The 20,417-nt window shown below is 65.0% G+C and carries 23 protein-coding genes and 1 pseudogene; 19 read left to right on the top strand and 5 right to left on the bottom strand.

Features of this window, described 5'->3' with window-relative positions; translation table 11 throughout:
- The first annotated feature begins 102 nt into the window (after positions 1 to 102).
- On the top strand, positions 103 to 678 hold the full coding sequence (locus ACFPAH_RS15940) for a hypothetical protein (protein WP_379747231.1): 576 nt from the start codon (positions 103 to 105) through the stop codon (positions 676 to 678).
- On the opposite strand, the gene ACFPAH_RS15935 is transcribed toward ACFPAH_RS15940, so the two are convergent.
- The gene (locus tag ACFPAH_RS15935; protein ID WP_379747229.1) at positions 679 to 1,065 is read right to left on the bottom strand and encodes a MerR family transcriptional regulator; all 387 of its coding nucleotides are present in this window, start codon (positions 1,063 to 1,065) and stop codon (positions 679 to 681) included.
- Between the two features lie 209 nt (positions 1,066 to 1,274).
- On the opposite strand from ACFPAH_RS15935, the gene ACFPAH_RS15930 reads away from it, so the two are divergent.
- Both ACFPAH_RS15930 and erpA read left to right on the top strand, forming a co-directional pair.
- On the top strand, positions 1,275 to 1,673 hold the full coding sequence (locus tag ACFPAH_RS15930) for a bactofilin family protein (RefSeq protein WP_379747227.1): 399 nt from the start codon (positions 1,275 to 1,277) through the stop codon (positions 1,671 to 1,673).
- 66 nt (positions 1,674 to 1,739) lie between these two features.
- Positions 1,740 to 2,108 (top strand): iron-sulfur cluster insertion protein ErpA, encoded by a 369-nt coding sequence (gene erpA, locus ACFPAH_RS15925; RefSeq protein ID WP_379747225.1) that lies wholly within the window; start codon positions 1,740 to 1,742, stop codon positions 2,106 to 2,108.
- A 110-nt stretch (positions 2,109 to 2,218) separates the two neighbouring features.
- Here erpA and ACFPAH_RS15920 read toward each other — a convergent pair whose 3' ends face one another.
- Together ACFPAH_RS15920 and ACFPAH_RS15915 are read right to left on the bottom strand one after the other, a co-directional pair.
- A complete protein-coding gene (locus ACFPAH_RS15920) occupies positions 2,219 to 3,322 on the bottom strand; it encodes an anhydro-N-acetylmuramic acid kinase (RefSeq protein ID WP_379747223.1) in 1,104 nt (367 codons plus the stop codon).
- A 124-nt stretch (positions 3,323 to 3,446) separates the two neighbouring features.
- On the bottom strand, positions 3,447 to 4,811 hold the full coding sequence (locus ACFPAH_RS15915; protein WP_379747221.1) for a M23 family metallopeptidase: 1,365 nt from the start codon (positions 4,809 to 4,811) through the stop codon (positions 3,447 to 3,449).
- A 148-nt stretch (positions 4,812 to 4,959) separates the two neighbouring features.
- On the opposite strand from ACFPAH_RS15915, the gene tyrS reads away from it, so the two are divergent.
- The 15 genes from tyrS to ACFPAH_RS15840 all read left to right on the top strand — a co-directional run bounded on the left by tyrS (position 4,960) and on the right by ACFPAH_RS15840 (position 18,905).
- Positions 4,960 to 6,228 carry a tyrosine--tRNA ligase gene (gene tyrS, locus ACFPAH_RS15910; protein ID WP_379747219.1) on the top strand — a complete coding sequence of 423 codons (1,269 nt, stop codon included), beginning with the start codon at positions 4,960 to 4,962 and terminating at the stop codon, positions 6,226 to 6,228.
- A complete protein-coding gene (dtd, locus tag ACFPAH_RS15905; protein WP_379747217.1) occupies positions 6,225 to 6,683 on the top strand; it encodes a D-aminoacyl-tRNA deacylase in 459 nt (152 codons plus the stop codon). Before tyrS ends, dtd begins: the two co-directional genes overlap by 4 nt.
- A gap of 53 nt (positions 6,684 to 6,736) precedes the next feature.
- The gene (locus tag ACFPAH_RS15900; RefSeq protein WP_379747215.1) at positions 6,737 to 7,402 is read left to right on the top strand and encodes a YbhB/YbcL family Raf kinase inhibitor-like protein; all 666 of its coding nucleotides are present in this window, start codon (positions 6,737 to 6,739) and stop codon (positions 7,400 to 7,402) included.
- 54 nt (positions 7,403 to 7,456) lie between these two features.
- Positions 7,457 to 8,125, top strand: a complete 669-nt coding sequence (locus ACFPAH_RS15895; protein WP_379747213.1) for a histidine phosphatase family protein — start codon at positions 7,457 to 7,459, stop codon at positions 8,123 to 8,125.
- Positions 8,126 to 8,448: 323 nt separating this feature from the next.
- Positions 8,449 to 9,474, top strand: coding sequence for a tRNA dihydrouridine synthase DusB (gene dusB / locus ACFPAH_RS15890; protein ID WP_379747211.1), 1,026 nt, complete (start codon positions 8,449 to 8,451; stop codon positions 9,472 to 9,474).
- 196 nt (positions 9,475 to 9,670) lie between these two features.
- Entirely contained in the window at positions 9,671 to 9,904 is a 234-nt protein-coding gene (locus ACFPAH_RS15885) for a helix-turn-helix domain-containing protein (protein WP_379747209.1), read from the top strand.
- 92 nt (positions 9,905 to 9,996) lie between these two features.
- Positions 9,997 to 11,583 (top strand): bifunctional phosphoribosylaminoimidazolecarboxamide formyltransferase/IMP cyclohydrolase, encoded by a 1,587-nt coding sequence (gene purH, locus ACFPAH_RS15880; protein ID WP_379747207.1) that lies wholly within the window; start codon positions 9,997 to 9,999, stop codon positions 11,581 to 11,583.
- Positions 11,584 to 11,850: 267 nt separating this feature from the next.
- Complete coding sequence (gene ruvC / locus ACFPAH_RS15875) at positions 11,851 to 12,387, top strand: crossover junction endodeoxyribonuclease RuvC (protein WP_379747205.1); 537 nt, start codon at positions 11,851 to 11,853, stop codon at positions 12,385 to 12,387.
- Between the two features lie 39 nt (positions 12,388 to 12,426).
- Entirely contained in the window at positions 12,427 to 13,002 is a 576-nt protein-coding gene (ruvA, locus tag ACFPAH_RS15870; RefSeq protein WP_379747203.1) for a Holliday junction branch migration protein RuvA, read from the top strand.
- A gap of 26 nt (positions 13,003 to 13,028) precedes the next feature.
- Positions 13,029 to 14,090: a Holliday junction branch migration DNA helicase RuvB gene (gene ruvB, locus ACFPAH_RS15865; protein WP_379747201.1), complete on the top strand. Its 1,062-nt coding sequence runs from the start codon at positions 13,029 to 13,031 to the stop codon at positions 14,088 to 14,090.
- 20 nt (positions 14,091 to 14,110) lie between these two features.
- Positions 14,111 to 14,566, top strand: coding sequence for a YaiI/YqxD family protein (locus ACFPAH_RS15860; protein WP_379747310.1), 456 nt, complete (start codon positions 14,111 to 14,113; stop codon positions 14,564 to 14,566).
- A gap of 92 nt (positions 14,567 to 14,658) precedes the next feature.
- On the top strand, positions 14,659 to 16,461 hold the full coding sequence (locus ACFPAH_RS15855; RefSeq protein ID WP_379747199.1) for a CIA30 family protein: 1,803 nt from the start codon (positions 14,659 to 14,661) through the stop codon (positions 16,459 to 16,461).
- Between the two features lie 21 nt (positions 16,462 to 16,482).
- Positions 16,483 to 17,598 (top strand): sensor histidine kinase, encoded by a 1,116-nt coding sequence (locus tag ACFPAH_RS15850; protein ID WP_379747197.1) that lies wholly within the window; start codon positions 16,483 to 16,485, stop codon positions 17,596 to 17,598.
- Positions 17,595 to 18,200, top strand: coding sequence for a response regulator transcription factor (locus ACFPAH_RS15845; protein WP_379747195.1), 606 nt, complete (start codon positions 17,595 to 17,597; stop codon positions 18,198 to 18,200). The genes ACFPAH_RS15850 and ACFPAH_RS15845 overlap by 4 nt, the downstream gene beginning before the upstream one ends.
- Positions 18,201 to 18,410: 210 nt before the next feature.
- On the top strand, positions 18,411 to 18,905 hold the full coding sequence (locus ACFPAH_RS15840) for an MgtC/SapB family protein (RefSeq protein ID WP_379747193.1): 495 nt from the start codon (positions 18,411 to 18,413) through the stop codon (positions 18,903 to 18,905).
- A 109-nt stretch (positions 18,906 to 19,014) separates the two neighbouring features.
- Here the strand turns inward: ACFPAH_RS15840 and ACFPAH_RS15835 are convergent, their stop codons facing one another.
- A complete protein-coding gene (locus tag ACFPAH_RS15835; protein WP_379726014.1) occupies positions 19,015 to 19,224 on the bottom strand; it encodes a cold-shock protein in 210 nt (69 codons plus the stop codon).
- Between the two features lie 427 nt (positions 19,225 to 19,651).
- Between ACFPAH_RS15835 and ACFPAH_RS15830 the strand changes: the two genes are divergently transcribed.
- The gene (locus ACFPAH_RS15830) at positions 19,652 to 20,023 is read left to right on the top strand and encodes a response regulator (protein ID WP_379747191.1); all 372 of its coding nucleotides are present in this window, start codon (positions 19,652 to 19,654) and stop codon (positions 20,021 to 20,023) included.
- Positions 20,024 to 20,041: 18 nt separating this feature from the next.
- Here ACFPAH_RS15830 and ACFPAH_RS15825 read toward each other — a convergent pair.
- A pseudogene (locus ACFPAH_RS15825) lies at positions 20,042 to 20,384 on the bottom strand (SMR family transporter).
- Between the last annotated feature and the right edge of the window lie 33 nt (positions 20,385 to 20,417).

Raw genomic sequence — 20,417 nt, 5'->3', positions numbered from 1 at the left:
CCTGCCCGGCCGTTGTTTTTAAAATAGTGCTTGACCCTGACACCAGTGTCAGGCCCGAGCATACGGGTTCCGCACCAGCGCGTGCACCAATCAGGAACCCGAATGAAACCGCTTGCCCTCCTGCGCGGCCTAGGCGCCGCCTTCCTTGTCTCTTCCCTTGTTCTGCCGGCGTCGGCGCAAACCGCACCGAATCGGCTCGGCGCCACCCCTGCCTGCGGCAATGCAGCGCCCGACGAGGACAGCCGCAGTCCCGAGTCGCTGGTGCTTGCCCTGTACCAGATCGTGTCGGGACCGGCCGGCGCGCCCAAGGACTGGGCGCGCATGGCCCGCCTGTTCGCGCCCGGCGCCCTGGTGACGCCGACACTGCACGGCAGCGGCTTCCTGGCCGCGCCGCAGCGGCCCGACCAGTTTGCCGAGCTGAACGACCGGGTATTCGGCCAGCGCGCCTTCTACGAGCGCGAGCTGGCGCAAAGGATCGAACGCTATGGCCACATCGCTCATGTCTGGAGCAGTTTCGATACGCGCGATGGGCTCGATATGGCGCCACGTGCGCGCGGCGTGAACAGTTTCCAGCTGATGGACGACGGCAAGCGCTGGTGCATCCTGTCGGCCACCTGGGATATCGAAACGCCGGACCACCCGCTGCCGCCGCAGTTCGAGGGCGCCAGCGGGCGCTGATCAGTCTGGACCTGGGCCGCCCTGGCGGCGCTGTTCATGCAGGAAAGCCAGGCGCTCGGCGGCACGCTTGCGCAGTTGCTGCAGTTCGGCGATGCGTTCGTCGAGTTCGCCCAGCTTGCTGTCGTACATCGCCATCACGTCGGCGCACAGCGCGCGCATGTCCTGCGGGGCCGGGGAGAGCATGGACGCGACCGGGCGGATCTGCTCGAGGGTAAAACCGTTGCGCAACAGGATGCGGATGCGTTGCACATACTCGACGGTGGCCGGGTCGAACACGCGGTAGCCGTTGTCGCGGCGTGCCGACACCAGCAAGCCGCACTGTTCGTAGTGGCGCAGCGAGCGCACGCTGGCGCCGGTCTGTTGGGCAAGTTCGCCGATTGTGAGCATGCTTGCTGGTCGCGGTGGTCGCCGCGGAGAGTGTTGGTTTAGTCCAATATTATAACGGTGCCTGTCTTGCCAGTAAAGCAAGATCGGCAGCTCGGCTTGCTTGCCCGATTCGAGCTAGATCAACGTGGCAACTGTTGAGAGCGGTAAATTGGCCGATGCACTGATTGGTTTCTGCGTCGCCATATTCTCTATCTCACAGGGGTGCCACCATGTTCGGTCGCAACGCAAAAAGCGAAATTGATAGCCTGATCGGCATCTCCGCCCGCATCGAGGGCGACCTGTGTTTCAGCGGCGGATTGCGCATCGATGGCGAGGTCCACGGCAACGTGATCGCCAGCGAGGGCGTGGACAGCGTCCTGATCGTATCCGAGCATGCGCGCATCGAAGGAGAGGTGCGCTGCGCCAACCTGGTGGTGAACGGTTTCATCGCCGGCTCGGTGCATTCGACGGAACTGCTTGAATTACAGCCGAAAGGCCGCATACATGGGGATGTCCATTACAAACTGCTGGAGATGCACGGCGGCGCATTGGTGACCGGCAAGCTCACGCACCAGCCGGCGGGCGAGCCGGTGTTCCACCTGGCAGTGGCGGAAGCGTCGGGAGCATGAGCGTCAGCGTGACCACCGCGAACCGTCTATAATGGAATAAATTTGAATCCAATCAGGAGTTTATCCATGACTGCAGTGGCCGAAGTAGTTGACTTTGACACCATCCCGACCCCCATCGTCTTCACCGACAGCGCTGCCGAAAAAGTGGCACAACTGATCGAGGAAGAGGGCAATCCCGACCTGAAACTGCGCGTGTTCGTGCAGGGCGGCGGCTGCTCGGGCTTCCAGTACGGCTTCACCTTCGACGAAATCGTGAACGACGACGACACCACCATGGAGAAGAACGGCGTGCAGCTGCTGATCGACTCGATGAGCTACCAGTACCTGGTCGGCGCCGAAATCGACTACAAGGACGACCTCGAAGGCGCCCAGTTCGTCATCAAGAACCCGAACGCAACCAGCACCTGCGGCTGCGGTTCCTCGTTCTCGGCGTAAAACCGACGCACAGCCCGGCCTGCCGGGCGTGAATACAACAAATCCGGGCAATGCCCGGATTTGTTTTTGGTGCCACCGTGAGCGGTGGGCCGCGATGCACGATGTCGTTGTCAGGCCGGATACAGCGCCCCCAGGATTCGCGGCCCCCTGGCCCCGGTCACCGCAGGCATGTTGCCCGGCTCGCGCATCGTAAACCGATAGCCCAGCCAGGCAAAGGCCAGCGCCTCGACCCGGTTCGGGGCAATGCCGAGGGCCGCCGTCGAGTCGACCGGCACATTGCCGCCCAGCGCCGCTGCGAGGCTGCGCAGCAGGGCGCCGTTGTAGGCGCCGCCGCCGCATACGTACACGGCATCCACCGCCACGCCCTCGTCCAGGATCGAGCGCGCGATCGTTTGCGCCGTCAGTTCGACCAGCGTGGCCTGGACGTCGTTCGGCGCCAGGCCGGGATAGCCGGCCAGGCGCGCATCGAGCCAGTCCATGTGGAACAGGTCGCGGCCGGTGCTCTTCGGTGCCGGCTGGTGGAAATACGGCTCGTCCAGCAGCGCGGCAAGCAATTCGGGGACCGCGCTGCCGCTGGCGCCCCAGGCGCCGCCGTCGTCGTATTCCTGGTCCCGGTGGCGTTGAATCCAGCCGTCGAGCAGCACGTTGCCCGGGCCAGTGTCGTAGCCGGTCACGCGGCCGTCGCCGTGCAGCATGCTGATGTTGCCGATGCCGCCGATATTGACCACCACGCGCGTCGTGCCCGGCTTGCCGAAGACTGCCGCGTGGAAGGCCGGCACCAGCGGCGCGCCCTGGCCGCCGGCGGCAATGTCGCGGCTGCGGAAATCGGCGATGACGTCGATCCCGGCGAGTTCCGCCAGCAAGGCCGGATTATTCGTCTGGCGCGTAAAACCGAGTTCCGGGCGGTGGCGGATGGTCTGTCCATGCACCGCGACCGCGGCGACCGGACCGGCCGCGTGCTCGACCAGGGCGGCAACGCAGGCAGCGTAGCTGTGCGCCAGGCCGTTGGCGGCAATCGCCTCGCGCTCGATCTCGTTGCCGCCGTTCGCCTGCAATGCCATCAGCTCGGCGCGCAAGGCAGCGGGGAAGGGAACGAAGGCGGCCTCGATGGTCCGGATGGCGCCGTTGCCGAAGTCGGCCAGCACGCCATCCACGCCGTCGAGGCTGGTACCGGACATCAGGCCGATGTAGAGGGAAGAGGAAGAGGAAGTCATGCGCGCATCTTAATGCATGGCAAGGCGTGCTGGAAGGGCGGGCCGGCCGGGCAGCCAGGACACCAAACAAAAACGCCTTCCGCGCAACGAAGCGGGGAAGGCGTCGGGAGGTGGTGCGAATGGCTTAGCGGGCGGCCATTGCGTTGCCACCTGGGGTCAGCAGCGAGAAGCGGTGCTTCATGTCGGCGGCGGCCATGCGGAAGCGGGCCATTTCGCCGGCATCCAGCGGAGCGGCCATCAGGTTTTTCAGCTTGGCCGGATCGCGGGCGACACCGGCGACGCGGAATTCGTAGTGCAGGTGGGCGCCGGTCGACCAGCCGGTCGAGCCGACGTAGCCGATCACCTGGCCCTGGCTGACCTTGGCGCCCTTGCGCAGGCCGCTGCCGATGCGGCTCATGTGGGCGTAGGCGGTGCTGTAGTTCGACCAGTGCTTGATGACGACCATGTTGCCGTAGCCGCCGGAATTGCCGGCGAAGTCGATGGTGCCGTCGCCCGCGGCGCGGATCGGGGTGCCGGTCGAGGCGGCGTAGTCGATGCCTTTATGGGCTTTCCACTTGCCCGAAATCGGGTGGATGCGGTTCGCGAAGCCCGACGAGACGCGCGAGAATTCCAGTGGCGACTTGAGGAAGGCTTTTTTCAGCGATTTGCCGTCGAGGCTGTAGTAGCCGCCGTCCTTGGTGACCGGATCTTCGAACCAGACGGCCTGGTGGCTGACGCCGCGGTTGATGAATTCGCCGGCCAGGATGCGGCCGGTCTTGACCATTTCGCCGTCGAGCCAGAAGGTTTCGTAGACAACATTAAAACGGTCGCCGCGCTTCAGGTCGCCGCGGAAGTCGATGTTGGTCGAGAACATCTTGACGATCTCGCCGACCACCGAATCCGGGATCGAGCCGCCGTCGACGTTGGCGTCGGTCGCCGAGTACAGGGAAGAGCTGGTGATTTCGCGCGAACGCATTTCGACGCGGCGCTCGAGCTTGGCCGGTGCTTCGGTCGCGGTGAAGCCGTCGCCTTCGCGGGCGATGGTCAGCAGGGTCGGGGCCTTGTTCTTGTCGGTCAAGGTGGCGCGCAGCGACAGCAGCAGGCCATTCTCGTCGGTCTCGGCCTGCAGGCGCTTGCCGTTCTTGAGCGTCAGGATGCGGCGGGCAACCTTGTTCGAGCGGATGAACTTTTGCGCTTCGGCGTCTTCGACGCCCAGGCGGCCCAGCATGGTGCCGAGGGAGTCGCCGGAACGGACGCGTTCTTCGTGGATGAATTGCTGCTCGTCTTGCTGGAGAGCGGCGATCTGGTCGGAGAGGTTGGGCAGGGCCAGGTCTTCGGCGATCGATTTGACCGACACGTTGGCGTCGTCTTGCGCGATCGGCGCCGTGGCAACAGCGCCGAAGGCGCACAATGCCAGGCCGATGGCGCCGGCACCGACGATACGGGCTTTGCGGCTCGTATTGGCCAGGCTGGACGACAGCTTTCCGGTGATTTTATAGATAGGGTTCATGCAATCAGTTAAAATTTACCGCCTCAACTAGGGTGCTATTTTTCTTGTTGTTTTGAAAAGTTTTCTTGCGGCAAGATTGATGGGATCGGTTATTGTACCAAAATACGCACACCTACAACCGCTTTAGCCATTTTCCTACAAAGAATTTATGACAGACTCCGCGTCTTGTAGTAATAACAACTCCGTTTCTACCGCCCCTGCAGTCGTTCTTTCGGACAAGGTTCAGGAGGCGCTCGCCATCACGAAACGCGGTGTCGACGAACTGCTGATCGAAAGCGAATTTGCACACAAGCTGGCACGCTCGGAAGCGACCGGCGTTCCCCTGCGGATCAAACTGGGTGCCGACCCGACCGCGCCCGACCTGCACCTGGGCCATACCGTGGTGCTGAACAAGCTGCGTCAGCTGCAGGACCTGGGCCACCAGGTGATCTTCCTGATCGGCGACTTCACCTCGATGATCGGCGACCCGTCGGGCCGCAATGCGACGCGTCCGCCGCTGACCCGCGAGCAGGTCGAGGAAAACGCGAACACCTATTTCCGCCAGGTCGCCCTGATCCTCGACGCGTCGCGCACCGAAATGCGCTACAACTCGGAGTGGTGCGACCCGCTCGGCGCGCGCGGCATGATCCAGCTGGCCTCGCGCTATACGGTGGCGCGCATGATGGAGCGCGACGACTTCACCAAGCGCTACAAGAGTGGGACTCCGATTGCCGTCCACGAGTTCCTGTATCCGCTGATGCAGGGCTACGATTCGGTCGCTTTGAAGGCCGATCTTGAGCTAGGTGGAACGGACCAGAAATTCAACCTGCTGGTTGGCCGTGAACTCCAGAAAGATTATGGCCAGGAACCGCAGTGCATCCTGACCATGCCCCTGCTCGAAGGCCTGGACGGCGTCGAGAAGATGTCCAAGTCGAAGAACAATTACATCGGCATCACGGAAGCGCCGAACACCATGTTCGCCAAGCTGATGAGCATTTCCGACGTCATGATGTGGCGCTATTTCGAACTGCTGTCCTTCCGTCCGCTGGGCGAACTGGCGGCCCTGAAGGCGGCCGTCGAAGGCGGCGCCAACCCGCGCGACGCCAAGGTGGCGCTGGCGCAGGAAATCGTCACCCGCTTCCACTCGAGCCAGGCCGCTACCGATGCGCTGGCCGACTTCGTCAACCGCTCCAAGGGCGGCATCCCGGACGATGTGCCGGAAGTGGCGGTGTCCGGCGCACCGCTGGGCGTGGCCCAGCTGCTGAAAGCGGCCGGCCTGTGCGCCTCGACCTCGGAGGCGATGCGCATGGTCGACCAGGGCGGCGTGCGCATCGACGGCGCGGTCGTCAGCGACAAGAACCTGCAGGTCGATGCCGGCAATTTCGTGATGCAGGTGGGCAAGCGCAAGTTCGCACGCGTGAGCTTCACGCCAGCATGATCGGGCTGCTGCAACGGGTCAGCCACGCCAGCGTCGTGGTCGACGGCGCGACCGTGGGTGCGATCGACGCCGGCCTGATGGTGCTGGTCTGCGCCGAAAAGGGGGACACCGAGCGCGAGGCCGACGCCTTGCTGGCCAAGCTGCTCGGCTACCGGGTGTTCGCCGACGAGGCCGGCAAGATGAACCGCAGCCTCCGCGACACGGGCGGCGCGCTGCTGCTCGTCCCCCAGTTCACGCTGGCCGCCGACACCCGTTCCGGCACCCGGCCCTCGTTCTCGCCGGCCGCATCGCCAGCCGACGGGCGCCGCCTGTTCGACCATTTCGTGCGCCAGGCATGCGCACTGCATGGCAAAGTTGAGACTGGTCAATTCGGCGCCGACATGAAAGTGTCGCTGACCAATGACGGTCCAGTCACGATCTGGCTGCGTGTTGATCCGGTCGATATTTCACGTTGAAACCCGTAGCGCGCCCTGCGGTCAATATCATGGAGGCCCACCGGGAGTCTGCAATGAACATCTGGAGTGATTCGTTTACCGAAGGCGGGCTGATCCCGCCCGAGTGCGCGTTCGCGGTCATCGACCCGAAAACGCATGTGCGTTTGTCGAACAACCGCAATCCCCACCTCGCCTGGGACGACGTGCCGGCCGGTACCCAGTCGCTCGCGATCCTGTGCCACGACGGCGATGTCCCGGCCGACGGCACCGACGTCAACAAGGAAGGCAAGCTGGTCCCGGAAGGGCTCAAGCGTACCGATTTCTATCACTGGACCCTGGTCGATATCCCGCCCAGCCTGAAGTCGATCGCCGAAGGCCAGTTTTCCGACATGGTCACGCCGCACGGCAAACCCGGCCCGAACGTCTCCTTCCTCGTCAAGAACGGCACCGAACACCAGTTGCGCCAGGGCGTGAACGATTACACCAACTGGTTCGCGGGCGACCCTTCCATGGCCGGCGAGTACTTCGGCTACGACGGCCCCTGTCCGCCATGGAACGACGAGCGCGTGCACACCTATGTGTTTACCATCTACGCACTCGACATCGCCGAGTTCCCGCTGGAAGGCAGTTTCACCGGCCAGGAAGCGCGGCTGGCGCTGATGGGCCATATCCTCGACGAGGCGCAGATCTTCGCCGTCTATTCGCTCAACCCGGAAATCGCACCCACGCTCTCCACCTAGCGCGCCCGACAGTACGCCCGTTCCCGCCCGCAGGCCCGGGCGTTTTTGGACCTCATGCAGAACCATACCCAGAACCACACCATCACCCGCATCGCCCTGATCCGTCACGGCGAAACCGCCTGGAACGCCGAACGCCGCCTGCAGGGCCACCTCGACATCGACCTGAACGACGAAGGCCGGCGCCAGGCGCGCGCGCTGGCCGATGCACTGGCCGGCGAGCCGGTCGACCTGCTGGTCTCGAGCGACCTGGCCCGCGCCGCCCAGACCGCCAAGGCGCTGGGTGAGGTCTTGCAGTTGCCGCTGTTCATAGACGGCCGCTTGCGCGAGCGCTGCTATGGCGGCTTCGAAGGCTTGCTGTACTCGGACATCGCGGCGCGCTACCCGCGCGAGTTTGCTGCCTGGCAAGGACGCGACATCGACGGCACGCTGCCGCCCGGCCAGAATCAGGGCGAAACCTTCCGCCAGTTCTACGACCGCGTGATCCCCGCCATTCTTGGCTGGGCGGCGGACAACCCCGGCAAATCGCTGGTGCTGGTGGCCCACGGCGGCGTGCTCGAGTGCGCTTACCGCGCCGCGCTCGGCCTGGCACTGGACACCCCGCGCGACTTCAAGGTGCTCAACGCCAGCGTCAACCGTTTTACGGTGCAGGGCGGCAAGCTCGTGCTCGAGAGCTGGGGCGAGGTCGGCCATTTGCAGCCGGTCGTACTCGACGACGTCTCATGAAGTAGGGTGGTCGGCTATACCGAGTAAGTTGCGCTGACGCATCGTTTGCGCCGCCCACGCGTTCAACCGACGCATGAAACGACGCGGCTGCGCAGAAGCCGCTTGAACGCGTGGGCGGCGCACGCGGCGCGTCGATGCACCATCCGGGTGTAGCCGACCACCCTACGCCAGGGGCCGCACACGGCGCTTTCTTCCCAATTTATTTCCAGTTGTCCAGACGCGATTCTCGCGTTCGCTACAATCCGGGAAAAATTTTGCCGTTTAATTGAGCAGCAGTTCGGTTAAAATAGCAGGTTCCCATCCATTCTCATCTTGTTCCTGCTGTGCAAATCGGCCCGTATACACTGCTGAATAATGTCTTTGTCGCACCCATGGCGGGTGTGACGGATCGTCCGTTCCGCCAGCTGTGCAAGCAGCTCGGCGCGGGCTATGCCGTGTCCGAAATGGCAGCATCGAACCCGCGCCTGTGGGCCAGCGAAAAGACCAGCCGCCGCACCGACCACGCGGGCGAGATGGAGCCGAAAGCGGTGCAGATCGCCGGCGCCGACCCGCAAGACCTGGCCGATTGCGCCCGCCACAACGTCGAGCGCGGCGCCCAGATCATCGACATCAACATGGGTTGCCCGGTCAAGAAGGTGTGCAACAGCTGGTGCGGCTCCGCACTGCTGCAGCACGAAGACCTGGTCGAACGCATCCTGCACGCCGTGGTGGAGGCGGTGGACGTGCCCGTCACGCTGAAATTCCGCACCGGCTGGGATCGCCAGAACAAGAATGCGCTGCGTATCGCGCGCCTGGCCGAACAGGCCGGCATCCAAATGCTGACCCTGCACGGGCGTACCCGCGCCGACGGCTATAAAGGCGAGGCGGAGTACGACACCATCCGCGCCGTGAAGGCGGCGGTCGGCATTCCGGTGGTCGCCAACGGCGACATCACGACGCCGGAAAAGGCGAAATTCGTGCTCGACTACACGGGTGCGGATGCGGTCATGATCGGCCGCGCGGCCCAGGGCCGGCCCTGGATCTGCCGCGAGATCGACCATTACCTGCGTACCGGCGAGCACCTGCCGCCGCCGCTGGTGGAAGAGGTGCGCGCGCTGATGAACGAACACCTGCCGGCGCACTACGCCTTCTATGGCGAGCACATCGGCGTACGCAGCGCGCGCAAGCACATCGGCTGGTATGTCGAGGACTTGCCGGGCGGCGAAACATTCCGCCAGCGGATGAACCTGCTGGAGTCGACGGCCGAACAACTGGCGGCCGTCGATAATTTTTTCCAATCGCAACTTCAGCATGGCGAGCGGTTACAATACCGGCCCGCGCAGTCTGTCGAAATTGCGAAAGCGGCATAACAAGTAGCACAGCAGTACGAGTGTCTGACAAAGTCGTCAGGGCAAGGCGCGTCGCCGAAGACAGTACGCCAGTACGGCGAGACGATGCAACGCCGCCATGGCGGCTTTGGCAGGCACTCCAAAATTATAAAAACGATATGGGGACGCCGCCGACAAAATCGGCGGAGCAATTACTAACCAGGATGAAGCAGCAGACATGAGCAAAGAGAGTATCCAGGAAGTTGTCCAGAAGAGCCTTGAGGATTATTTCAATGACCTGGGCGAGCAAAAACCGTCGAACATCTATGACATGATGGTCATGACGGTTGAAAAGCCGATCCTCGAAGTGGTGATGACGCGCGCCGACGGCAACCAGTCGCACGCCGCCCAGATGCTGGGCATCAACCGCAATACTTTGCGCAAGAAACTGCAAGAGCACGGACTGCTCTAAGTTTTATTCACCGGCATAGCTTGGCCGCGTGGGCGCGGCCAGTACGGCGCGCCGGGATGACACACCGATTTTCATCAACAGTGGCCACTCCCATGATCAAACAAGCTCTCATTTCCGTCTCCGACAAGACCGGCGTGCTCGATTTTGCACGCGCGCTGTCTGCGCTCGGGGTGAACATCCTGTCTACCGGCGGCACCGCCAAGCTGCTGCAAGAAAGCGGCGTACCGGTGACGGAAGTCGCCGACTACACGGGCTTCCCGGAAATGCTCGACGGCCGCGTCAAGACCCTGCACCCGAAAGTGCACGGCGGCATCCTCGCGCGCCGTGATTTCCCCGAGCACGTGTCCAAGCTGGAAGAACATGGCATCCCGCAGATCGACATGGTCGTGGTCAACCTGTACCCCTTCCAGGCCACCGTCGCCAAGGATGACTGCTCGCTGGAAGACGCGATCGAGAACATCGACATCGGCGGCCCGACCATGCTGCGCTCGGCGGCCAAGAACCACCGCGACGTGGTCGTCATCTGCGACCCGAGCGATTACGGCGTCGTGCTGGCGGAAATGAAAGGCACCGGTACGACGGCCGGCACGGTCGGCTACGACACCAAGTTCATGCTCGCCAAGAAAGTCTTCGCGCACACCGCGCAATACGACGGCGCCATCACCAACTACCTGACCAGCCTGGGCGAGGACAAGCAGCACGCGACGCGTTCGAGCTATCCGCAGACCATCAACATGGCCTTCGAGAAGGTGCAGGACATGCGCTACGGCGAAAACCCGCACCAGGGCGCCGCCTTCTATCGCGACATCGTCTCGGTCGATGGCGCGCTGGCCAACTACCGCCAGCTGCAGGGTAAGGAACTGTCGTACAACAACATCGCCGACGCCGATGCGGCCTGGGAATGCGTGAAGTCGCTCGGCGGCTTCCAGCACCCGGCCGGCTGCGTGATCGTCAAGCACGCCAACCCGTGCGGCGTGGCGATCGGCGCCGATGCCCTCGACGCCTACACCCGCGCCCTGCAGACCGACCCGACCTCGGCCTTCGGCGGCATCATCGCGTTCAACGTCGAAGTCGACGGCCGCGCAGCCGAAGCGCTGGCGAAGCTGTTCGTCGAAGTGCTGATCGCCCCGTCCTTTACCGAAGAGGCGCGCCGGATCATGGCGGCCAAGCAGAACGTGCGCCTGCTGGAAATCCCGCTGGGCGCCGGCCAGAACCAGTATGACGTCAAGCGCGTCGGCGGCGGCCTGCTGGTGCAGGCGCCGGACGCGAAGAACGTCGGTATCCAGGACCTGCGCGTGGTCAGCAAGAAGCAGCCGACCCCGCAGCAATTGCAGGACCTGATGTTCGCCTGGCGCGTCGCCAAGTTCGTCAAGTCGAACGCCATCGTGTTCTGCGGCAACGGCATGACGCTGGGCGTCGGCGCCGGCCAGATGAGCCGCATCGATTCGGCCCGCATTGCGTCCATCAAGGCGCAGAATGCCGGCCTGTCCCTGAGCGGTTCGGCCGTGGCGTCGGACGCCTTCTTCCCGTTCCGCGACGGCCTGGACGTCGTGGTCGACGCCGGCGCGACTTGCGTAATCCACCCGGGCGGCTCGATGCGCGACCAGGAAGTGATCGACGCCGCCGACGAGCGCGGCGTGGTGATGCTGTACACGGGGACGCGTCACTTCCGGCATTGATTGCTGTGTAACTCGTAGGGTGGGCGGCTCCACCCGAATGCCTGCCCACACGCAGCCGTCGTGCCGCCCACGCGTTCAACGCACGGGTGCGAATCGAATCCGGATTTGCACGGGGCTGTTGAACGCGTGGGCGGGGAACCCGCCCACCCTACATCCCTCCAATGAGGGTATGGGTGGTTCGAACGTCGGCACCACAAAACCTACCTCAACTGTGTTTTTACACAGTATTTTCCCCACGACCGTTGCTGGCCGGTATAACATTCGATAATGATTATTCTCGGCATCGACCCAGGCCTGCGCACGACCGGCTTCGGGGTTATTGAAAAACACGGCAGCAAGCTGCGCTACATTGCGTCGGGCACCATCAAGACCGGCCTGGAGGGCGCCTTGCCTCCGCGCCTTAAAATCATCCTGCAGGGCGTGCGCGAGATCGTCGCCACCTACCAGCCGACCTGTGCGGCCATCGAAAAAGTGTTTGTGAACGTCAATCCGCAGTCGACCCTGCTGCTGGGGCAGGCGCGCGGCGCCGCCATCAGCGCCCTGGTCGGCGCGGATCTCGACGTGGCCGAGTACTCGCCGACCCAGATCAAGCAATCGGTGGTCGGCACCGGCAAGGCGGCGAAACCGCAGGTGCAGGACATGGTGGCGCGCCTGCTCATGTTGCCGGGCATCCCGGGCAGCGATGCCGCCGATGCCCTCGGCGTGGCGATCTGCCATGCCCATACCCACGACACGCTGGCGCTGGTCGGTGCGCTGGCCCCGCAGATGGCGACGCTGCGCATGAAGCGCGGCCGCCTGGTCTAACTGAGAACAACTGAGAACAACTGAGAATAAAGGTCAACCATGATTGGTCGTCTCTCCGGAATCCTGCTGGAAAAAACTCCACCGCAATTGCTGGTCGATTGCAACGGCGTCGGCTACGAGGTCGACGTGCCGATGAGCACCTTCTATAACCTGCCGCACACGGGCGAAAAGGTGGTGCTGTTCACCCACCAGGCGATCCGCGAGGATGCCCACTTGCTGTTCGGCTTCGGTACCGCCAGCGAGCGCGCCCTGTTCCGCCAATTGATCAAGATCACCGGCGTCGGCGCGCGCACGGCCTTGTCGATCCTGTCGGGCATGACCGTCGCCGACCTGTCGCAGGCCGTGACGCTGCAGGAAGCAGGGCGCCTGGTCAAGATTCCCGGGATCGGCAAGAAGACCGCCGAGCGGCTGCTGCTCGAATTGAAGGGCAAGATCGGCGCCGACCTCGGCACGGTTGGCGCCCCGCGCGACGACACCCAGTCCGACGTCCTCAACGCGCTGCTGGCTTTGGGGTATTCTGACAAGGAAGCGCTGCTGGCCACCAAGAACCTGCCGGCCGGCGCGACCGTGTCGGACGGCATCAAGTTTGCCCTCAAGGCGCTGTCGAAAGGCTGAGGCCCCCTGCATTATCGAGATAAACAATGAGCATCCAGACCGACAATTTCACCGAGCAGCGGGTCATCGACGCCGCCCCAAGCTCGCCCAACGAGGAGGCGATCGAGCGCGCCTTGCGCCCGAAGCAGCTCGACGAATACGTCGGCCAGGAAAAGATCCGCGACCAGCTCGAAATTTTTATCCACGCCGCGCGCAAGCGCCGCGAGGCGCTCGACCACACGCTGCTGTTCGGCCCGCCGGGCCTCGGCAAGACCACGCTGGCCCACATCATCGCGCGCGAGATGGGCGTCAACCTGCGCCAGACTTCCGGCCCGGTGCTGGAGCGCCCGGGCGACCTGGCGGCCATCCTGACCAACCTCGAGCCGAACGACGTGCTGTTCATCGACGAGATCCACCGGCTGTCCCCGGTGGTCGAGGAAATCCTGTACCCGGCGCTGGAAGACTACCAGATCGACATCGTGATCGGAGAAGGGCCTGCCGCCCGTTCCGTGAAGCTCGACCTGCAGCCGTTCACCCTGGTCGGCGCGACCACCCGCGCGGGCATGCTGACCAATCCCTTGCGCGACCGCTTCGGCATCGTCGCCCGCCTCGAGTTTTATAACGTCGAGGAGCTGACCAAGATCGTCACCCGCAGCGCCGCGCTGCTGGAAGCGCCGATCAAGGAAGACGGCGCGCGCGAAGTGGCGCTGCGCGCGCGCGGCACGCCGCGTATCGCGAACCGCCTGCTGCGCCGCGTGCGCGACTATGCGGAAGTCAAGGCGAACGGCGAGATCACGAAGAACATCGCCGACCTGGCCCTTAAAATGCTCGACGTCGATTCGGTCGGCTTCGACGTCATGGACCGCAAGCTGTTGGAGGCGGTGCTCTTCAAGTTCGGCGGCGGGCCGGTCGGCATCGGCAACCTGGCGGCCGCTATTGGTGAAGCGGCCGACACCATCGAAGACGTGCTCGAACCCTACCTGATCCAGCAGGGCTACCTGCAGCGCACCCCGCGCGGGCGCATCGCGACCCCGGCGGCGTACCAGCACTTCGGCGTCGCCGCGCCGCGCATCAGCCCGACGGGCGACCTCTGGGACAATCTGCGTTGAGCGCGGACGCCGCCCACGCGATGCAGATCTGGGTCGACGCCGACGCTTGCCCCGCCGTCATCAAGGACATCCTGTACCGGGTTGCCGAACGCACGCACATCCCCGTCACGCTGGTGGCGAACCAGCTGCTGCGCGTGCCCGGCTCGAAATACGTCCGCTCGGTACAGGTGCCGAGCGGGGCCGACGTGGCCGACGCCGAGATCGTCGCGCGCATGAACCCGGGCGACCTGGTCGTGACCGGCGACATCCCGCTGGCGGCGCAGGTGCTGGAGAAGGGCGGCTACGCCCTCAATCCGCGCGGGGATTTTTATACGAAGGACACCATCGCCCAGCAACTGACGATGCGCGCCTTCATGGAAGAACTCAGGAGCGGCGGCGTCGACACCGGCGGCCCGGCCGCCTTCAGCCAGGCCGACCGCCAGCAGTTCGCCAACGCCCTCGACCGCCACCTGGCGCGGCACCGTCCACGTACGTGACATTTGTCATGCCATTCTAGTGGCAACCGCTTCTGTCGCGCCCTGCGCCGGCAGCAGATACTCGGCTCATACCAACCCACTGGGAGAGCCACATGAAACCAAACGTCCTTCACACCCTATTGCTCGCAGCCGGCCTGGCCTGCTGTGCGAGTGCCATGGCCGCCGCCACCCTGGTGCGCGACGTGCGCGTCTTCGACGGTCAACGCGTGCACGAGCGTCGTTCGGTGCTGTTCGAGAACGGCGCCATTGTCGATGCCGACTTCCGCGGCGCGGCTCCAGGCGGCAGCCGCGTCGTCGATGGCCGCGGCCGCACGCTGCTGCCCGGCCTGATCGACGCCCACACCCACGCCTTCCGCGCCCAGGAACTGCCGGTACTGTTCGGCGTGACGACCCAGGTCGACATGTTCACCGAGATCGGCATGCTGAAGAAAGCGAAGGCGGAGATGGCGCAGGGCGGCAACCCCCGCCGCGCCGACCTGTTCTCGGCCGGCACCCTGGTCACTGCCCCGAACGGCCACGGTACCCAGTTCGGCATCGCCATCCCCACCATCACCAAACCGGAGCAGGCCCAGGGGTTCGTGGATGCGCGCATCGCCGAAGGTTCCGATTTCATCAAGATCGTCATGGAAAGCGGCTACGGCTTCCCGTCGCTCGACCTGGCAACCACAAAAGCCGTGATCGAGGCGGCGCACAGGCGCGGCAAGCTCGCTGTCGTCCACATCGGCAACGAGAAGGATGCGCGCGCCGTCCTCGCGGCAGGCGCCGACGGCCTGGTGCACCTGTTCCCTGGCGAGTCGAGCGACGCGCAGGGCCTGGCGCAGCTGGCCGCGCGCCGCGGTGCCTTCGTGATCCCGACCTTCACCGTGCTGGAAAGCATGGCAGGGGTGCGCGGCGACGACCTGCTGGCCGACCCGAGCCTGGCCGGCCTGCTCGACAAGGATGGCCAGGCATCGCTCAAGGCGCGCTACGGCAACCGGGCGCGCGCGGAAAAGCTGGCCGCGCCCAAAGCCGTCACCGCGGCGCTGGTCAAGGCCGGCGTGCCGGTGCTGGCCGGGACCGACGCCGGCAACCCAGGCACCCAGTTCGGCGTGAGCATGCACCGTGAACTGGCGGCGCTGGTCGAAGCGGGATTGAGCCCGGCGCAGGCGCTGGCGGCCGCCACCAGCGTGCCGGCGCAGGTGTTCAAACTGGGCCGGCGCGGGCGCATCGCGCAGGGCTACAAGGCCGACCTGCTGCTGGTCGAGGGCAACCCGGCGGCGGACATCCTGGCCACGCGCCGCATCGTCGAGGTCTGGAAGGATGGAGAAAGCGCGAACGGCCTGCGCGAAGCCCAGCGCGAGCGGGTCGCGAAGGCGGCGCAGGACGCGCAGCAGGGGAAGGGCGCCCTCGCACTGCCGCCCGGCGGCCGTATCAGCCAGTTCAGCGACAAGCAGCTGGCCAGCCCGTTCGGCATGGGATGGGGACCGTCGACCGACGCTTTCGCCGGCGGCAAATCGACCGTCGCCCTGGCGGCCGGGCCCGCGCTGGCGGACGGCCAGGTGCCGCTTGCGATCGAGGCCAAGGTAGCGCCGGGCCTGCCCTTTGCCTGGGCCGGCGTGGCCTTCATGCCGGGGGCGCAGCCGATGCAGGCGGTCGACCTGTCGGCCGCCAGGACCGTGCGTTTCAAGGTGCGCGGCGACGGCAAGCGCTACCAGCTGATCGCGATGTCGCAGGGTGTGCAGATTCCGGGCGCGAAGAGCTTCGTCGCCGGGCCGGAATGGCTCGAGGTGAGCGTTCCTTTCAGCGAGCTCAAAGGCATCGATCCGGCAGCGGTCACCATGTTAGGATTCAACGCCGGCCCGCAGCCGGGCGACTACCGTTTCGAGATTGCCGACGTGCGCCTGCTGGCCGAATAACGATAACCGACGAAAAGAGCGATGAACAGGATCAGCCAGGCGATAGCAAGACTGTGGGCGGGGCCGTGGCTGCCCCCGGAGCAGGGCAGGATGCCGTACTTCTGGCTGCTCAGCCTGGGATACATGGGCTGGAAGTACGCTTACGTGCCGCCCACCGCCGTCGAGGCGGCGCTGCTGGCGCTGACCCTGGCGGTGTTCGTGCCGCTGTACTTCGCGACCTACTGGGCGCGCGACTGGCAGTCGGTCGGCTGCATGCTGGCGGGCTGCCTGATCGGCGCCCTCTGGGTGCGCTGGAATATCGGCGCCGCCACCTTTTTCATCTTCGCCTGCGCGGCCGCTGCCGGGATCGCGGCCATGCGCTACGCCATGCTGGCGATCGCTTGCGTGATCGCACTCGGCCTGCTCGCCTCGCTGCAGGTCGCGCAGGCGCAGATGCGCTTCCTGTTCCTGATGCCGATCCTGACCATCAGCCTGCCCGTGGGTCTCGGGGCGGTCATGGATGCGCGCCTGCGCCGCTCGCGCCAGGCCTTGCTGCGCAAGCAGGAGGAAGTCGAGCACATGGCCACCATCGCCGAGCGCGAACGCATTTCGCGCGACCTGCACGACCTGCTGGGCCACTCGCTGTCGCTGATCGCGCTCAAGGCCGAACTGGCGCGCAAACTGGTGCACCGCGACAGTGAGGCCTGCGCGCGCGAGATCGGCGACATCGAGGCCAGCGCGCGCCAGGCCCTGGCCGAAGTGCGCGCCGCCGTCAGCGGCTACCGCGAGAGCGGCCTGGCCCACGCGCTGGCGGGCGCGCGCGCCAGCCTGGCGGCAGCCGGGGTCGAACTGGTCGAACAGGTCGACCGCATCGACGTGGCGCCCGCCACCGAGCACGTGCTGGCCCTGGCGCTGCGCGAAGCGGTGACGAACGTGGTGCGCCACGCGGGCGCGCGCCGCTGCCGGCTGTCGCTCGGGCGCGAAGACAACAGCGTGGTGCTGCGCGTCGCCGACGATGGCGAACGCCTGCGCGGCGGCGTCGCGCCGCGGCCCGGCAACGGCCTGGCCGGCATGCAGGAGCGGGCCGCGGCCTTGGGGGGCAAGCTGGCCCTGCGGGCCGAAGCCGGCCTGTCGCTCGAACTGCGGGTGCCCGCGTGATCCGCATCCTGATCGCCGAAGACCAGGCCCTGGTGCGCGGCGCGCTGGCGGCGCTGCTCGGCCTCGAGCCCGATTTCGAGGTGGTCGGCCTGGCCGCCGACGGCAGGGAAGCACTGGCGCTGTGCGCGAAGCTGGCGCCCGACATCGTGCTGACCGATATCGAAATGCCGCATATGACGGGCCTGGAACTGGCCGCCTGCCTCGGCGAACGCGGCGCGGCCAGCCGCGTCGTGATCGTCACCACCTTCGGCCGCAGCGGCTACCTGCGGCGCGCGCTGGCGGCCGGCGTGCGCGGCTACCTGCTCAAGGATGCGCCGGCCGACGCACTGGCCGCCGCGATCCGCAAGGTGCACGCGGGCGGTCGCGCGGTCGCGCCCGAACTGGCGCTGGAGAGCTGGGGCGGCGCCCAGGACCCGCTGTCCGAACGCGAACGGCAAGTGCTGCGGCTGGCCGGCGAAGGCCGCAGCAGCGCCGACATCGCGCGCCAGGTGCACCTGTCCGAAGGCACGGTGCGCAACTACCTGTCCGAAGCGATCAGCAAGCTCGGCGCCACTAACCGGATCGAGGCCTATCGCCTCGCCCGCGACGCCGGCTGGCTGTGAGCGCTTGACACAGACCTCATGGCTGCGTTGCGTCGTCTTGCCGTACTTGCGTACTGTCTTCGACGACGCGCCTTGCCCTGAAGCCTGTGTCAAGCGCTCACGGCTGCAGGCTGGCTTAGAAAAGTCGCTCCGCGTTCCCGGCTGAGCGCTGCGCCGTTGTTTTTGCTTTTCTGCCATTATTTCTGGTGGATACGCAAGAGGAGCAGCGCCGTGTGGTTGGATCAAAGTTGGATCACGATACAGCAGGAATTTTCGGACCTCGGCAACGTGGAGGACATCACGCGCCTCATCGTGCGCCTGCTGGTCGCGGTGTTGCTCGGCGGCTTGCTCGGCTACGAACGCGAATCGGTCGGCGCCTCGGCCGGACTGCGCACCCATATGCTGGTGTCGCTCGGCTCGGCGCTGTTCGTGCTGATCCCGCTGCAGGCGGGGATGGAAGTGAGCGACCTGTCGCGCGTGCTGCAGGGCGTCACGGCCGGCATCGGCTTCCTCGGCGCGGGCGCCATCCTGAAGCAGACCGACAAGAACGACATCAAGGGCCTGACCACGGCGGCGAGCGTCTGGTTGACCGCGGCCGTCGGCATCGCCGCCGGCATGGGGCGCGAGGCGACGGCGGTGGTCAGTGCCCTGATCGCGCTCGTCATCCTGTCGATCCTGCGCATTACGCCCAATGGCAAGACGGACGGGGGCGATGACGATCGATAACGCACTCGCTTGAGCGCGCATGCAAAAAAAGCCCGCCGGTTGGCGGGCTTTTTTTCGCTGCGGCCTCGCCCACGCTAGTTGCGTAGTGCGCGCCAATCACGATTGCCGATTAAATCGCGCAAATATTGCCGGCTTTTTCGCCTTTAGGACCGGTCGAGCGCACGAACGAAACGCGCTGGTTTTCGGCCAGGCTTTTGAAGCCTTCCGACTGGATGTCCTGGAAATGGGCGAACAGGTCGCCGCCGCCTGCGTCAGGCGTGATGAAGCCGAAGCCCTTGGCGTCGTTGAACCATTTGACGGTGCCAGTTTGAGTAGTCATGACCATTCCTTTTTAAATTTGCATGGGCAACAATGCCCGGCACATTCGACCAAGAGCGGGTGTAACGGGAGGAAATCAAACAGGACCGCCGAAAGGCGAGACGGGAAAGAAAGACCAACAATAACAACGACTTGATGTAGTGCGAGATGGAAGATACAGGCATTTCCCGGAATGTCCTAATGATTTCGGGTTTATTTGGGTACTTGCGAACTTTTGCTTTTCTGTTAATTTTGCTTTTCTGTAAATAGAGGCAATAACTGTTATTATGCAGAAACCCGATCCGGGCGACCGCGCGGAATCGAGGAATATAAAGGTCATCAAATTAATGACAGAATGCCGACTGCACGGCTTTATCGGCCGCAATATGGCACCGCTCCATGCAAGTAGTGCCCCCGAAGGCATCCGGCTTCCCGGGGTTGTCGCGGGGGTGAACGAAGATCCGGCCGGCAGCCCCGATCCGCGCAAGGTGCTGGTGGTCGACGACGAGCGCGACCTGGCCGACCTGGCCGCCGCTTTGCTGTGCGGCCATGGCCTCGACGTGCGGGTCGCCTATGGCGCACGAGAGGCGCTGCACATCCTGGCGCACGACCCCGAGATCGACGCGGTGTTCTCCGACGTGATGATGCCCGGGATGACGGGGCTGCAATTGGCGGAGGCGATCGGTTGCCTCTACCCCTCGGTCAAGGTCGTGCTGTGCTCCGGCTACACGGCGCCGGCATTGATGGCGGGCCACCGGTCGTACCGCTATGCGGCGAAACCCTACCTGATCGAGACCGTCCTCAAGCTGCTGCGCCGCTGAGCGGGCAACGACGGCCCCCTAGTGGCCGACGCTCTTCGAAAACAGGTTAATCACCAGCACCCCGCCGATGATCATCCCCAGCCCCGATCAGGGCCGGCAGGTCCAGGCTCTGCTTGTAGACGACCCAGCTCACGGCCGAGATCAGCACGATGCCGACACCCGACCAGATCGCATAGGCGATCCCCGTCGGCAGCACGCGCAGGCTGAAGGTCAGCAGGTAGAAGGAGGCGGCGTAGCAGACGATGGTCAGCAGGCTCGGCCAGAGCCGGGTGAAGTTGTCGGTCGCTTTCAGGGCCGTGGTGCCGATCACTTCGACGACGATGGCAAGGCCGAGGAAGAGGTAGCTCTGGGTGAGGGTCATGATGGGATCGCGGAATAAAAAAGCGGCCACGCG

The sequence above is a fragment of the Massilia sp. GCM10023247 genome, assembly GCF_042653325.1.
GTDB lineage: Bacteria > Pseudomonadota > Gammaproteobacteria > Burkholderiales > Burkholderiaceae_D > Telluria.
The sequence above is the reverse complement of the archived record's forward strand: the minus strand, read 5'-3'. Positions and strand labels throughout refer to the sequence as shown.